10 protein-coding genes are annotated in these 15,545 nt (G+C 71.5%); 7 read left to right on the plus strand and 3 right to left on the minus strand.

The genetic code is table 11. The features are described from left to right. Window positions 1-42: 42 nt before the first annotated feature. Window positions 43-738 carry a GntR family transcriptional regulator gene (locus tag BKA18_RS29855; protein ID WP_366045841.1) on the plus strand — a complete coding sequence of 232 codons (696 nt, stop codon included), beginning with the start codon at window positions 43-45 and terminating at the stop codon, window positions 736-738. Between the two features lie 13 nt (window positions 739-751). Here the strand turns inward: BKA18_RS29855 and BKA18_RS29860 are convergent, their stop codons facing one another. From BKA18_RS29860 to BKA18_RS29870, 3 genes are all read right to left on the minus strand, one after another. Continuing rightward, a complete protein-coding gene (locus tag BKA18_RS29860) occupies window positions 752-1,627 on the minus strand; it encodes a hypothetical protein (RefSeq protein ID WP_366045842.1) in 876 nt (291 codons plus the stop codon). Window positions 1,628-2,055: 428 nt separating this feature from the next. Continuing rightward, window positions 2,056-2,862: a hypothetical protein gene (locus tag BKA18_RS29865; RefSeq protein WP_429638716.1), complete on the minus strand. Its 807-nt coding sequence runs from the start codon at window positions 2,860-2,862 to the stop codon at window positions 2,056-2,058. 373 nt (window positions 2,863-3,235) lie between these two features. Beyond that, window positions 3,236-4,945, minus strand: coding sequence for a PucR family transcriptional regulator (locus tag BKA18_RS29870; RefSeq protein WP_366045844.1), 1,710 nt, complete (start codon window positions 4,943-4,945; stop codon window positions 3,236-3,238). Window positions 4,946-5,226: 281 nt separating this feature from the next. On the opposite strand from BKA18_RS29870, the gene BKA18_RS29875 reads away from it, so the two are divergent. The 6 genes from BKA18_RS29875 to mgtA all read left to right on the plus strand — a co-directional run bounded on the left by BKA18_RS29875 (window position 5,227) and on the right by mgtA (window position 15,508). Further along, window positions 5,227-6,126 carry an FAD binding domain-containing protein gene (locus tag BKA18_RS29875; RefSeq protein WP_366045845.1) on the plus strand — a complete coding sequence of 300 codons (900 nt, stop codon included), beginning with the start codon at window positions 5,227-5,229 and terminating at the stop codon, window positions 6,124-6,126. Beyond that, window positions 6,117-6,716, plus strand: a complete 600-nt coding sequence (locus tag BKA18_RS29880) for a (2Fe-2S)-binding protein (RefSeq protein WP_366045846.1) — start codon at window positions 6,117-6,119, stop codon at window positions 6,714-6,716. The genes BKA18_RS29875 and BKA18_RS29880 overlap by 10 nt, the downstream gene beginning before the upstream one ends. 5 nt (window positions 6,717-6,721) lie before the next feature. Then, window positions 6,722-9,109, plus strand: a complete 2,388-nt coding sequence (locus BKA18_RS29885) for a xanthine dehydrogenase family protein molybdopterin-binding subunit (RefSeq protein ID WP_366045847.1) — start codon at window positions 6,722-6,724, stop codon at window positions 9,107-9,109. A gap of 234 nt (window positions 9,110-9,343) precedes the next feature. Then, window positions 9,344-10,801 (plus strand): NCS2 family permease, encoded by a 1,458-nt coding sequence (locus BKA18_RS29890; RefSeq protein WP_366045848.1) that lies wholly within the window; start codon window positions 9,344-9,346, stop codon window positions 10,799-10,801. 36 nt (window positions 10,802-10,837) lie between these two features. After that, window positions 10,838-12,076 (plus strand): XdhC family protein, encoded by a 1,239-nt coding sequence (locus tag BKA18_RS29895; protein ID WP_366045849.1) that lies wholly within the window; start codon window positions 10,838-10,840, stop codon window positions 12,074-12,076. Window positions 12,077-12,742: 666 nt separating this feature from the next. Next, entirely contained in the window at window positions 12,743-15,508 is a 2,766-nt protein-coding gene (gene mgtA / locus BKA18_RS29900) for a magnesium-translocating P-type ATPase (RefSeq protein WP_366045850.1), read from the plus strand. Window positions 15,509-15,545: the final 37 nt, after the last annotated feature.

Consider the following 15,545-nt stretch of genomic DNA (forward strand, 5'->3'; position numbering starts at 1 on the left):
CCCGCGCCGCCTATGGTGCTGGGAACGTCAGGAGGAATCGTCATGGAGCAGGGCACAGCGGAACCGCAGCCGTGTGTGCAGGGGTGGGTGCCCGCGCAGCCCGGTCCCGGCGTGCCCCGGCGGCACTCCGTCCGCGGCCAGGTGCTGGCCGCACTGCGCCGTGCGCTGGTCGACGGTGAGCTGACCCCGGGCGAGGTCTACTCCGCGCCCGCGCTCGGCGAGCGCTACGGCGTCTCCGCGACCCCGGTCCGCGAGGCCATGCAGCAGCTCGCGGGCGAGGGCGCCGTCGAGGTGGTGCCCAACCGCGGCTTCCGGGTCGCCGAGCGCAGCGCCCGCGACCTCGCCGAGCTGGCCGAGGTCCGGGCGATGCTGGAGGTGCCCGCGATCGTCCGGCTGGCCCGGACGCTGCCCCCGCAGCGCTGGGAGGAGCTGCGCCCGCTGGCCGCGGCGGGCGTGGCGGCCGCCGCCGGTGGCGACCGGGTCGGCTATGCCGAGGCCGACCACGCCTTCCACGACGCGCTGATGTCGCTCACCGGCAACCGCCGGCTCACCGAGGTCACCGGCGATCTGCTGCGCCGCTCCCAGTGGCCGCCGGCCGCCGGATCCGGGCGCGCGGCCGAGCTGCTGGCCGATGCCGCCGAACACCACGAGCTGCTCGACGCCCTGAGCGCCCAGGAGTTCGCGGTCGCCGAGCGGATCGCCCGCGCGCATGTTTCGGCGGCCCGGCACCCGCGCTGAACCGTCCGGTGGCTCAGCCGGGCAGCAGCTCTTCCAGAGGCAGCGCCGCGACATCGGCGGCGGGCCGGGAGAGATAGAGATCGGCGTGGTAGAAGCCGTCGGATTCCTTGCCGGCGGTGGACAGGCCGTGTCCGGCGATCGCCTCGAACGCCCCCCGCCGCTCGGCCCCGTCGGCGAACCGCCGCTGGCGGAACGTACGGGTGGTGAGCTTCTCCGTGACCAGTCCGGCCCGGGCCAGCAGGGCGGAGACCGGGCGGTAGGGCACCGTGCGCAGCACGAACGCGGCGACCCACGGCGGTGACGACACGCAGTCGAAGAGACGGGTGAAGGTGGTCGCGGTGATGTAGCCGACGCCACCGGTGACGGTGATCAGATCCGTGTCCGCCAGCACGCGCCGCAGCTGTGGACTCGGCTCGTCGAGCTCCAGATTCTCCGCGAATCCGTGGTCGAGCAGACCGACCTCGCGGGCGTAGCCGACCGCGTGGTCCGCCGCGTCGATGCCGGTGATGCGTACGGACTCGGCACGCCGCCGGCTGGCGAAGAATGTACGGTCCTCGTCGATGAGTTGACGGGTCGTCGGCACATCCGGGCGGAGCGCGGTGTAGCGGTCGTAGAGGTCGGAGAGGGACAGCTGGCAGTTGAGCAGTGCCGCGTTGACCCCGTATGAGCAGCAGAGGTCGACGACGTTGAGTGGCGGACGATCACTGCGGTGGCGCTGCAGCGTCTCGGTCACCGTGCGGAACACCGCTTGGCCGTGGTGCGGAATCTGGTAATCCAGGGGCTGCAGTGTGGTGAAGTACCGGCGGGGATCAAGGCAGTTGTAAATCGCCTCGAAATCCGCCTTGCCCCAGTCGGTTCCCGCGGTCGTGTTGGTCACTCCTGCTGTCATGTGGCCTCCTGAAAGGCTGAGCCAATGGGTGGGGGCTCAGCTGGTCCCGGACCAGCATCCCTACCCCCGCCGCCGCCTCACAGTGCGACTTGCGGCCATTCTCGGGGCCTGTGGGGCGTTCGGAGACACCCCGGCCCCGGGCCTTCGCCCCATGGTCCCACCTCCCGGTTCACCCGGCGCGTCGACCGCCGGCCGGCCCGGGAACCGTCGCGCCCCGGCCGATCCGCCCCGGGGACCGTCGAAATCCAGCCAATCGAGCCGGTTGCGCGCATGGCTGACGAAGGGGGGTTGACGGCGAGCGGAGGAGCTCCCTCCGGCGCCGGAGAACGGTGGCGGAGAACGGTGACGGCCCACCACTCGCGTTCGGCGGGTGGTGGGCCGTCTCGCCGGGTCCCCGGCCGGGGGCCGGGGCAGCGTGACCCATCTGGCTAGAGCGCCGTGCCGGCCGTGGACAGATGATCCGCGAGCCAGGTCGGTACCCCGCCCATGAGGCGGAACAGACGGGCCGCCTCGGCGCGCAGCCGGTCCGCGTCGGCCTCCGGGGCGGCATCGGCCAGGGCCGCGAGGGCCGGTGCCGTACCGATGAGGAAGCCCAGCTCCTCACGGATCCGCAGCGACTCGGCGAAACCGTGCCGGGCCTCCGTCAACTCCCCGTCCCGCAGCGCGAGTCCGGCCAGATGGCGCCAGGTGAAGGACAACAGCAGGTGGTCGCCGTGCGCGGTGGCGCCGGCGTGCGCGCGGCGGTAGGCGGCGCGCGCCGAATCCGGGCTGTCGGCGACGTGCTCGGCCATCAGCCCGCGGCGGAAGTCCAGCAGCGGGCGGCCGGCCGCGGCGGGTGCCAGCAGCGCGGCGGCCCGGCCGAGCGCCGAGCGCGCCTCGTCGGCCCGGTCCCGGACGCCCAAGACAGTGGCGGCGTAGGCGAGATGGCCGCGCTCACAGGCCGCACCGCCCCGCTCGTCGTCGTCGCCCGCCAGGGCCTCGGCGCCGCGCAGCGCGTCCTCGGCCTCGGCCCAGCCGGTGGCCGTGAACACACAGCGCTCGACCAGGAGGGCCGCGCGGCGCAGCGCGGAGGGTGCGTGGCGGACGGCGTGCGGCTCCAGCAGCGCGGCCGCGTCGTCCCAGCAGCCGCGGGAGCGCAGTCGCCAAACGGCACGGTCGAGGGGATCGTCCCCCTCGACCGTGCCGACGGCCGGTACTTCCGGTGCGGATGCGGGCCTCGGTACCGTGACCGGCACCGGATCCGCAGAACTTTCCGGATCCGCGGGATCCGCTGAATCTGGCATGGCGGTATCCGCCACGTTGCCCTCCCAAGCGCGCCATTGAGCTGGAAATCGGAAGCCGTGCGCGCATCTCAGCACGAACTCCGCTGCCGGGCCAAGGGGGCGGGTGAACGTTTTCACAATCACCCGGTGCGCGCTTCGGACGGGGCGCGCGGCCCTGATCGGGCGCATTGCGGCGCAAGCTCGGGCGGCCGCGGCCGGTCTCCGCCGCCGCGATGCCGCCCGATCGAGTTACCCCGAACGGCGGACGTGGGGCTGCTGGATCGCACCGGGCGGCCGCGGACCGGCGGATCCCGTCGGCGACGGAATCCGCGAGGGGTCGGCGCCGTCAGCTCATCCGCAACGCCAGGAAGAAGTCCAGCTTGTCTTCCAGGCGGGCCAGATCGCGCCCGGTGAGCTGCTCGATTCGGCCCACCCGGTAGCGCAGCGTGTTCACATGCAGATGGAGACGGGTGGCGCAGCGGGTCCAGGAGCCGTCGCAGTCCAGGAACGCCTCCAGGGTGGGGATCAGCTCGGCGCGGTGCTTGCGGTCGTACTCGCGCAGCGGGTCCAGCAGACGGGCGGTGAAGGCGCGGCGGACGTCGTCCGGCACGAACGGCAGCAGCAGGACGTGCGAGGCCAGCTCCTCGTGCCCGGCGGCGCAGACCCGGCCGTTGCGGGCGGCGGCGACCCGGCGGGCGTGCCGGGCCTCCTCCAGGGCGCCGCGCAGGCCCTCCGCGGAGTGCACCGCGGCGCTCACCCCGACCGTCAGCCGCCCGTCGTCGTCCAGACCGCGGCTGAGCGGCTCCTGGACGAGCCGGAGCAGCTCGGCGGCGTGCAGCCCCGTCGCCGCGGAGTCCCCGGACTCGTCCGGCACGGGCAGCGGCACCAGGGCCACCGCCTCGTCGCCGGTGTGCGCCACGGCGATGCGGTCGGAGTGCTCGGGCCCGGCGGCGCCGGGGTCGACCAGCATCTCCTCCAGCAGGCTCTGCGCCACGGGGCCGCCGGGAACGTCGCCGTCCTCCCACTCGACCCGGGCCACCACGAGCTGCCAGTGCGGTGCGGTGCCCAGACCGGGCAGCAGCACCGGGGCGGCCACCCGCAGCCGGGCCGCGATCTCGGCCGGCGGGGCGCCGGCCTGGACGAGCTCCAGCACCTCCTGGGCGAGCCGGCGGCGGACCGTGCGCGCCGCATCGCGCCGGTCGCGTTCCACCGCGATCAGCTGGGTGACGCCGTGCAGCAGATCCAGGCGCTCCGCCGGCCACTCGCCGGCGTCCGCCTCGACAGCCAGCAGCCAGTCGCTCAGCACCGTCTGGCGCAGGTCACGGCCCTCTTGGCGGATCGGGAACAGCGAGAAGGTGGCCCCTCCCGACCCGTCGCCCGACCGCCGCCCCACATCGAGGCGCTGCGCGCCGCCCCCTTCGATCGTGACGCGGTGCGGGCCGCGCCGGCCGGTGCGGGCGGCCGCCAGATGCTCGCCCGCGAGCCGGGCGGCCAGTTCACCGGACAGCTCCGGCCCGGCGTCCGCCAGGGTCGAGCCGGCGATCTGCCGCCCGGTGGGGGAGAGCACCCAGGCCCGTAGGTCCAGGTCGGAGCCGAGCAGGTCCAGGACCACTTCCGGGCCGCCGCCCGCGGACGTCATCAGCCGCCGGTGCCGGTCCACCACGGCCGCCAGATCGCCGGCCCGCTCGCTGGAGACCTGGCGGACGACATGCTCGGTGATGGAGGCGAACGAGACGTCCTCGACGACCGAGAACAGCGGCAGCCGGTGCCGAGCGCAGGCCTCGATCAGATCGTCCGGGACCGAGCCCAGCTCCGCCTCGCCCGCCGCGAGTCCGGCGACGCCCGCGGCGGCCAGGATGCGGACGAACGGCTCGGAGTCCTCCGGCTCGCGGCGCCAGGCCAGGCCCGTCAGCACCAGTTCGCCGCCGGAGAGATAGCGGCTGGGATCGCGGAGATCGGTGGTCATCACGCCGCGTACAGTGCGATCCAGTTCGTCCTCGCCTCCGAGGAGCCTGAGGCCCAGGGAGTGGGTATCCAGGAGTACGCGGAGCCGCATGACCTCGCCCGCCGTTCTTTGCTGTCTGGTGTTGCCGGTGGAATGCCGCGAGGTTTCCAAGCCTCGACTTTCGTTCGAATCTACAAGACGGGTGGCCTGGCCAGCCAACCGCTTCATGGTTTCGGTGACTGCACCCGACGGGTCCAGGGGCGTTCACTGAGCCTCATCACATGAACGAGACATGAACCGCTCCATGGCGGCGCGAGCACCGCGTCCGCACCATGAGCACCGAGCGACCGATTTCGCAGCACATTCGTAGAATTCGTAGAAGAGGCCACCCCATGGACTTCCTTCGCCCCGCCAGCTGGGAGGAGGCGCTCGCCGCCAAGGCCGAGCACCCCACCGCTGTGCCCATCGCGGGCGGCACGGACGTGATGGTCGAGATCAACTTCGACCACCGCCGCCCGGAGTACCTGCTCGATCTGAACCGCATCGGTGAGCTGAACGAGTGGGAGGTCGGCGAGAAGACCGTCCGGCTGGGCGCCTCCGTGCCCTACACCCAGATCATGGAAAACCTGCGGGCCGAGCTCCCCGGCCTGGCCCTGGCCTCGCACACGGTGGCCTCCCCGCAGATCCGCAACCGCGGCGGTGTCGGCGGCAACCTCGGCACCGCCTCCCCGGCCGGCGACGCCCACCCCGCGCTGCTGGCCGCCGGCTGCGAGGTCGAGGTGGAGTCCGTACGCGGCCGCCGGATGATCCCGATCGACGACTTCTACACCGGCGTCAAGCGCAATGCGATGGCGCCCGACGAGCTGATCCGTTCGGTGCATCTGCCCAAGGCCGACGGCCCGCAGCAGTTCTCCAAGGTCGGCACCCGCAACGCCATGGTCATCGCGGTCTGCGCGTTCGGTATCGCGCTGCACCCCGAGACCCGCACGGTGCGCACCGGCATCGGCTCCGCCGCGCCCACCCCCGTCCGCGCCAAGGAGGCCGAGGCCTTCCTCACCGCGGCGCTGGAGGAGGGCGGCCTCTGGGAGTCGGGCAGCCCCATTCCGCCGTCCGTCGCCAAGCAGTTCGCGCAGCTCGCCGCCGGCGCCTGCAACCCGATCGACGACGTGCGCGGCAGCGCCGCGTACCGCCGGCACGCGGTCGGCATCATGGCGCGCCGCACCCTCGGCTGGACCTGGGAGTCCTACCGCGGCAACGCCCACGGCTCAAAGGGAGGCGCACAGTGCGCGTGACATTCACCGTCAACGGCCGCCGGCAGGAGGCCGACGACGTATGGGAAGGCGAGAGCCTGCTGTACGTCCTCCGCGAGCGGATGGGGCTTCCGGGCTCCAAGAACGCCTGTGAGCAGGGCGAATGCGGGTCCTGCACGGTCCGTCTGGACGGGGTGCCGGTGTGTTCCTGTCTGGTCGCGGCGGGCCAGGTGGAGGGCCGCGAGGTGGTGACCGTCGAGGGCCTGGCGGACTTCGCCAAGCAGCGTGCGGAAGGGGGCGGCTGCGCCTCCGGTGTCTGTGGCACCAGCGTGGACGAGGCCAAGCGGTGGCAGGCCCGGCCCGCCGGCTCGCAGACCGGCGAGGCGGCCGAACTCTCCCCGATCCAGCAGGCGTTCATCGACGCCGGCGCGGTCCAGTGCGGTTTTTGCACCCCGGGACTGCTGGTCGCCGCCGATGAACTGCTGGAGCGCAACGACTCCCCGTCGGACGCCGATATCCGCGAGGCGCTGTCGGGCAACCTCTGCCGTTGCACGGGTTACGAGAAGATCCTCGACGCGGTGCGGCTGGCGGCCGCCCGTGGTGACTCCCACACCGCCGGACAGGGGGCCTGATCGCCATGGCAGGTGTCACCCGCACCCCCACCAGCCTCACCCAGGGCGGCAAGACCAGGGCCGGGATCGGCGAATCCACCCTGCGGCCGGACGGCACCCTCAAGGTGACCGGCGAATTCGCCTACTCCTCGGACATGTGGCACGAGGACATGCTGTGGGGCCACACGCTGCGCAGCACCACCGCACACGCCGAGATCCGCTCGATCGACACCGCCGAGGCGCTGGCGACCCCCGGTGTCTACGCCGTACTGACCTACGACGACCTGCCCACCGACGTGAAGAACTACGGCCTGGAGATCCAGGACACGCCGGTGCTCGCGCACGGCAAGGTGCGCCATCACGGCGAGCCGGTGGCGCTGGTCGCCGCCGACCATCCGGAGACCGCACGCCGCGCCGCCGCCAAGATCAAGATCGAGTACCGCGAACTGCCGGTCGTCACCGACGAGGCGTCCGCGACCGCCGAGGGCGCGCCGCTGGTCCACGAGAACCGCAGCGACCACCACTCGGGTCATGTGCCGCACCCCAACATCGTGCACCGCCAGCCGATCATCCGCGGCAATGCGGACGAGGCCGCCAAGAAGGCCGATGTCATCGTCTCCGGCGAGTACGTCTTCGGCATGCAGGATCAGGCCTTCCTCGGCCCGGAGTCCGGCCTCGCGGTGCCCGGTGAGGACGGCGGCGTCGATCTCTACGTCGCCACCCAGTGGCTGCACTCCGACCTGCGCCAGATCGCCCCGGTCCTCGGCCTGCCCGAGGAGAAGGTACGGATGACGCTCTCCGGCGTCGGGGGCGCCTTCGGTGGCCGCGAGGACCTGTCGATGCAGATCCACGCCTGCCTGCTGGCGCTGCGCACCGGCAAGCCCGTCAAGATCGTCTACAACCGGTTCGAGTCCTTCTTCGGGCACGTCCACCGGCACCCGGCGAAGCTCTGGTACGAGCACGGCGCCACCAAGGACGGCAAGCTCACGCACATGAAGTGCCGGATCGTGCTGGACGGCGGCGCCTACGCCTCCGCCTCCCCGGCCGTCGTCGGCAACGCCTCGTCCCTCTCGGTCGGCCCGTACGTCGTCGACGACGTCGACATCGAAGCCATCGCGCTGTACTCCAACAACCCGCCCTGCGGGGCGATGCGCGGCTTCGGCGCGGTCCAGGCGTGCTTCGCGTACGAGGCGCAGATGGACAAGCTCGCGAAGAAGCTGGGGCTGGACCCGGTGGAGTTCCGGCAGCTCAACGCCATGGAACAGGGCACGCTGCTGCCGACCGGACAGCAGGTCGACTCGCCCGCGCCGGTCGCCGAACTGCTGCGCCGGGTCAAGGCGATGCCGCTGCCGCCCGAGCAACAGTGGCTGTCGGCCGGCGAGGGCGCCGATGTGCGCGCGCTGCCCGGCGGGCTGTCCAACACCACCCACGGCGAGGGCGTGGTCCGCGGGGTCGGCTATGCCGTCGGCATCAAGAACGTCGGCTTCTCCGAGGGCTTCGACGACTACTCCACCGCCCGGGTGCGGATGGAGGTCATCGGCGGCGAACCGGTCGCCACGGTCCACACCGCGATGGCGGAGGTCGGCCAGGGCGGCATCACCGTGCACGCCCAGATCGCCCGTACGGAGCTGGGCGTCCAGCAGGTCAGCATCCAGCCGGCCGACACCCAGGTCGGCTCGGCCGGCTCCACCTCCGCCTCCCGGCAGACGTATGTGACCGGCGGCGCGGTGAAGCACACCTGCGAGGCGGTGCGCGAGAAGGTCCTGGCGACCGGCCGCGCCAAGTTCGGCACGTACCACCCCGCTTGGGCCACCGCCGAACTGCTGCTGGAGGGCGGCAAGGTCACCACCGACGGCGGAGAGGTCCTGGCCGATATCGCGGACGTCCTGGAGGACGAGGCGATCGACCTGGAGCTGGAGTGGCGGCACCGCCCGACCGAGGCGTTCGACCTGCGCACCGGCCAGGGCAACGGCCACGTCCAGTACTCCTTCGCCGCCCACCGCGCGGTCGTGGAGGTGGACACCGAACTCGGCCTGGTCAAGGTCATCGAACTGGCCTGTGCCCAGGACGTCGGCAAGGCGCTCAACCCGCTGTCCGTCGTCGGCCAGATCCAGGGCGGCACCACCCAGGGCCTGGGCGTGGCCGTCATGGAGGAGATCATCGTCGACCCCAAGACCGCGAAGGTACGCAACCCGTCCTTCACGGACTACCTCATCCCCACCATCCTCGACACCCCGACCATCCCGGTCGATGTGCTCGAACTCGCCGATGAGCACGCCCCCTACGGGCTGCGCGGCATCGGCGAGGCCCCCACCCTGTCGTCCACCCCGGCCGTCCTCGCGGCGATCCGGAACGCGACCGGGCTGGAGCTCAACAAGACGCCGGTGCGCCCCGAGCACCTCACCGGCACCTAGAGACCGTCCGGGGCCGGACCCCGGGCCCGGCTTCCGGGCGGTGCGTGCAGGAGGTCCTGCCGGTCCTCCTGCGCGCACCCTCCGCAGGCCCGCACCACGCAGTCACTGCTCCGCCCCACGTACGGAGTCAGTACCCCGTTCGTCTCGGGCCGTCCCCCGGGTCGTGCAGCCATGAACCATCCCAAATCTCGCATCCGATGCGAGGGCCCCTTTGAACCTTGGGAGCAAGGCACCATGACCCAGCAGTCCACTGAGCCGCGGACCACGGCGGAAGACGCGGGCGCCGGCTCGCGCCAGCCCGCCGGCCGGGACTGGCTCGACCGGTACTTCCACATATCCGACAGAGGATCGACGCTCGCGCGCGAGCTGCGCGGCGGCATCACCACCTTCATGGCGATGTGCTACATCCTCCTGCTCAACCCACTGATCCTGTCGACCCCGGACGTGCAGAAGAACACCCTCGCGCACGCCGGTGTGGTCACCGCGACCGCGTTCGCCGCGGCCGTCTCCACCCTCCTGATGGGCTTCATCGGGAAGGTGCCGCTGGCGCTGGCGGCCGGCCTCAACGTCTCCGCCGCGCTGACCGCGCAGGTGGTCCCGCACATGACCTGGCCGCAGGCGATGGGCATGTGCGTGATCTACGGCGTCATCATCTGTCTGCTGGTGGTCACCGGCCTCCGCGAGATGATCATGAACGCCATCCCGCTGGCGCTCAAGCATGCGATCACCATGGGCATCGGGATGTTCGTCGCCCTGCTCGGCCTGGTGAAGGCCGGGTTCGTGGGCAAGGGCGAGGGTGGCCCGGTCACCCTCGGCCTGACCGGTCAGCTCTCCGGCTGGCCGGTCCTGTTCTTCTGTGTCACGCTGTTGTTGATCTTCATGTTGCAGGCACGCAAGGTGTCCGGTGCCATTCTCATCGGCATCGTGGCCGGCAGCGTCCTGGCCATCGCGGCCACCAGGATCGGCGGACTGACGGCCAAGGACTGGGGCGGTACGCCTCCGGAGCTGAGCGGCAGCGCGGTGGCGATGCCCGACTTCGGTCTCTTCGGCCAGGTGGACTTCGGCGGCTGGGGTTCGATCGGCGCCCTCAGCGTGGGCATGATCGTCTTCACCCTGGTACTGGCCGGCTTCTTCGACGCGATGGCCACCATCATCGGCGTCGGTACGGAAGCCGGGCTGGCCGACGACAAGGGCCGGATGCCGGGGCTGTCCAAGGCGCTGTTCGTGGACGGCGCGGGCGGCGCGATCGGTGGCATGACCGGTGCCTCCGGCCAGACCGTGTTCATCGAGTCGGCGAGCGGCGTCGGCGAGGGTGCGCGTACCGGCCTCTCGTCCGTCGTCACCGGTCTGCTCTTCGCGGCCTGCCTGTTCTTCACCCCGCTCACCCAGCTCGTACCGGCCCAGGTCGCCTCGGCCGCCCTCGTCGTCATCGGCTCGATGATGATGAGTGCCGCCGGGCACGTGGACTGGCGCGACCGCTCGGTGTCCGTCCCGGTCTTCCTGACCGTGGTGCTGATGCCGTTCACCTACAGCATCACCGCAGGTGTCGGCGCCGGCGTCGTTGCCTACACCGTCATCAAGGCGGGGCAGGGCAAGTGGCGCGAGGTCGGCGGCTTCATGTGGGTGCTGTCCGCGATCTTCCTCGTCTACTTCTCGCTCCATCCGATCGAGCAGTGGCTGGGCGTCAAGTAACCGCCCGGCCCTCCCCCCGTCCATAAGGAGACCGACATGCTGGACATCGCCGACGAGCTGCACCGGTGGGTCGAGCAGGGCCGCGACGTCGCGGTGGCCACGGTGGTGGCCACCCACGGCAGCGCGCCCCGCCAGCCCGGAGCCGCCCTTGCGGTCGACAGTGCCGGCACGGCGATCGGGTCGGTCTCCGGCGGATGTGTGGAGGGGGCGGTGTACGAACTGTGCCAGGAGGCGCTGCGGACCGGCCAACCGGTCCTGGAGCGCTTCGGGTACAGCGACGAGGATGCCTTCGCCGTGGGCCTGACCTGCGGCGGAATCATCGACATCCTCGTCGAGCCGATACCGGCCGCGGCCGGGCGTCCGGCCGGTGACGGCACGGCGGCGAGGGAGCCGGCGGACCGCACCGCCGGCACGCTCGCCGCCGGGCTGGCCGCCGCCGCCGCGGGGGAGGCGGCGGCCCTCGCCCGGGTCGTCCAGGGCCCCGACGGGTACCTCGGCCGGGCCCTGCTCGTCCGCCCCGACGGCAGCCACACCGGCACCCTCGGCGGCCACCCCGCGCTGGACCGCACCGCGCTGGCCGAGGCCCGCGCCCTGCTGGACGCCGGACGCACCACGACGGTCGCGATCGGCACGGGTGGTGCCGACGCCGCACCGCAGGGCGACGACGGGGCGCAGCCGGCGGGCTCGCGCTGCGGCGGGACCATCGAACTGCTCGTGGAATCCTCCGTCCCCGCACCCCGCATGATCGTCTTCGGAGCCATCGACTTCGCCGCCGCGCTGGTCAAGGTCGGAAAGTTCCTCAATTACCACGTCACGGTCTGCGACGCCCGCCCCGTCTTCGCCACCCGCAGCCGCTTCCCCGACGCCGACGAGATCGTCGTCGACTGGCCGCACCGCTACCTGGACTCCCAGGACCTCGACGCCCGCACGGTGCTGTGTGTGCTGACCCATGACGCCAAGTTCGACGTCCCGCTGCTGGAGCGCGCGCTGCGGCTCCCGGTCGCCTACGTCGGGGCGATGGGCTCCCGGCGCACCCACCTGGACCGTCAGCGGCGCCTCCGCGAAATCGGCCTGACCGAGCTGGAGTTGAACCGGCTGCGCTCGCCCATCGGGCTCGACCTCGGCGCGCGCACCCCGGAGGAGACCGCGCTGTCCATCGCCGCCGAGATCGTCGCCAGCCGCCGCGGCGGCACCGGCACACCGCTGACCGGCGCGCACACCCCCATCCACCACGACACGGGCCGGCCGGTGGGGCGGATCGGGTCGGTGGCCTGAGCCACGGCCGTCGGCACGAATACGGTTGCCCGCATCAAAACTGCTGCCCCCCGCCAATAAGGCTGCCCGGCACCGCACTTGCCGCCCGCCGTCCGCCGCCCTGCTCCATTGTCGCCGTCCGCACCGCTCATTGCGGAGCGGTGCAGATCACACCGCCCCGGGACGCCATTTCGGCCGAAAGAATGAGGGGCCCGCTGCGGGGATATGGCAGCATGGGGAAATGACGGCGCCCGTGGTGAGGGCGCCGGGATATGTCCGCGCGAGCAAGGAGGTGATCGGGATGAGTCCCGAAGGAAGTCCTTGCCGCAGCGTTGCAGCGTACTGACTGCTGCCTTTCTCCGAGCCGTTGACGGGGTGCCCCTAAGGGTCCCGAACCGGCTTCGCGGTATGCCTTCACCCTGATACCGGGGCGCTTCCGGCTGCGTCCGGCCGCCCCTGGGTTCCCCTTTTTCGAGTTCCTTCGAGTTCCTTCGAGTTTTCGCATTCTTCGCGCGAAGGCCATGCCGGCCTGCCTGAAAACAGCCGGCCGTCCTTCGGCCCGGAACGCCGAATTGCGTGCGCAGTGACTTGTGCTGTGCCTTGTGCAGTGACTTGTCCTGTGCCACGCGCCGGTGTCGCGTATTCCGGTCCGCCGGTGTGCCCTTCTGCGCGCACGGAGGTTTTGTCATGACCCATCTGCTCACCCCTCAAAAGCTCGCTCCGCCGGGCCGCCGTCTCAAGCGGGAGCGGCAGGCCGCCGAATCCGCGGCCCGTACCCGGCATGTCGCCGACCAGCTGGCCGAGGCCAGCGGCCGTCCCGCCGCCCAGGTATTGCAGGATCTGCAGACCACCCCCGCAGGGCTGTCCTACGGCCTGGCCCAGCACCGGCTGGAGCGCGACGGCGCCAACGTCCTCACCCCGAGGTCCGCCCCGCGCTGGTACGCCCAGCTCGCCAAGGCCTTCTGGAACCCCTTCATCCTTGTGCTGGCGGTGCTGGTCACCGTCATGTACGTGCAGTGGCTCCAGGTCGCCGACGAGGAGCCGTTCGACCCGAAGATCGCGATCCTGGGCGCGATGGTGCTGATCAGCGTGGGGCTGCGGTTCTGGCAGGAGTACCGCTCCAACAGCTCCGCCGCCGCCCTGCAGGCCCTGGTCACCACGACCACGGCCGTACAGCGGCTGGCCGGCAACGGACGGCTGCCCACCACCGTCGAGATCCCGATGGACGGCGTGGTCAAGGGCGACCTCATCAAGCTGGCCGCCGGCGATCTCGTCCCCGCCGACCTGCGGCTGCTGACCGCCAAGGACCTGATGGTCAGCCAGGCCGCGCTGTCCGGTGAGTCACTGCCCGCGGCCAAGGCCGACACCCGCTTCCCCGACGACGGGCAGCGGCTGACCAGCGACCCGATCGAGGCCGACAACCTCGTCCTGGCCGGCACCTCGGTGACCTCCGGCACCGCGACCGGCGTGGCCGTCGCCACCGGCCCGTACACCTACTTCGGCTCCATGGCGGACGCGTTGACCGGCGAGCGGCCGCAGACCGGTTTCGACACCGGAGTGAAGAAGGTCAGCCTGCTGCTGATCCGCTTCATGCTGGTGATGGTCCCCATCGTCTTCCTGATCAACGGGGTGACCAAGGGCGACTGGGCCGAGGCCTTCACCTTCGCGGTGGCCGTCGCCGTCGGCCTCACGCCCGAGATGCTGCCGATGGTCGTCACCACCAACCTGGCGCGCGGCGCGGTCGCGCTGTCCCGCCGCAAGGTCGTCGTCAAGCGCCTGAACGCGATTCAGAATCTGGGCGCCATGGACGTGCTGTGCACGGACAAGACCGGCACCCTCACCGAGGACCGGATCGTCCTGGACAGCTACCTCGACATCCACGGCGAGCCGGACGACGAGGTCCTGGAGTACGCCTACCTCAACAGCCACTTCCAGACCGGGCTGCGCAACCTGCTGGACCAGGCGGTCATCGACCGTATGCACGAGGCCGAGGAGGTTGTCGTCGACGCCCGCTTCACGCTGGTCGACGAGATCCCCTTCGACTTCGCACGGCGGCGGATGTCGGTGGTACTGCGCCGCAACGACGCGGACGGGCCGGCCGGCGAGCACATCCTGATCACCAAGGGCGCGGTCGAGGAAGTGCTCGACGGGTGCAGCCAGCTGACCGGTGGCGGCCGCCGCGCCGAACTGACCGACACCCTGCGCCGGCAGGTCCTGCACACCGCGGCGTACCACCAGCGGCAGGGCATGCGGGTGCTGGCCGTGGCCACCCGCACCCTGCCCGGCGAGGCCGCCGGTGGCCCCGACGGCAGGGAAGCGGCCCGTGCCTCCTACGGTGTCGCGGACGAGACCGGGCTGACCCTGATCGGCTTCCTGGCGTTCCTCGACCCGCCGAAGCCGGACGCCGCCCGGGCGCTGGGGGCACTGGCCGACAGCGGGATCGCGGTCAAGGTCATCACCGGTGACAACGAACTGGTCGCCGCCCGGGTCTGCGCCGATGTGGGCCTGGACGTCGGCACCGTGGTCACCGGCGCCGAACTCGACGTCCTCGACGACCGGCACCTGCGCGAACTCGCCCGCACCACCACGGTGTTCGCCAAGGCCGACCCCACCCAGAAGGCCCGGATCGTCCGGGCCCTCCAGGCCGACGGGCACACCGTCGGATTCCTGGGCGACGGCATCAACGACGCCGCCGCGCTGCGCGACGCGGACGTCGGGATCTCCGTCGACACCGCGGTCGACATCGCCAAGGAGTCCGCGGACATCATCCTCCTGGAGAAAGACCTGATGGTCCTGGAGCAGGGGGTGCTGCGGGGCCGGCTGACCTTCGGCAACACCATCAAGTACCTCAAGATGACGGCCTCCTCGAACTTCGGGAACGTCTTCTCGGTGCTTGCCGCGTCCGCGTTCCTGCCCTTCCAGCCGATGCTGGCCATGCAGCTGCTCGTACAGAACCTCCTGTACGACATCTCCCAGCTGGCCACGCCCTGGGACCGGATGGACCGCGACTATCTGCGCACCCCGCGCACCTGGGACGCCCGGGGCATCGGCCGCTTCATGCTCGTCCTCGGGCCGACCAGCTCGGTCTTCGACATCACCACCTTCCTGCTGATGTGGCACGTCTTCGGGGCCAACAGCGAGGTGCACCAGGCGCTGTTCCAGTCCGGCTGGTTCGTCGAGGGCCTGCTGACCCAGACGCTGGTCGTCCATATGCTGCGCACCCGCCGGATCCCCTTCGTGCAGTCGCGGGCGACCCTCCCGGTGATGGTGATGACGGCGGCGGTGACGGCGATCGGCCTCTATCTGCCGTTCTCGCCGCTGGCCGGGGTGCTCGGGATGCAGGCGCTGCCGATGAGCTACTTCCCGTGGCTGGTCGCCACGCTGACGGCGTACTGCCTGCTCACGCAGGGCGTGAAGACCTGGTACATCCGCCGGTTCGGCAGCTGGCTGTAACGCCACCGGGGGCCCGGGGATGCCGGCCCGGCGTGCG

Origin of the sequence: Streptomyces auratus, assembly GCF_050433025.1 — a bacterium.
In the GTDB taxonomy this organism is placed as follows: domain Bacteria; phylum Actinomycetota; class Actinomycetes; order Streptomycetales; family Streptomycetaceae; genus Streptomyces; species Streptomyces sioyaensis.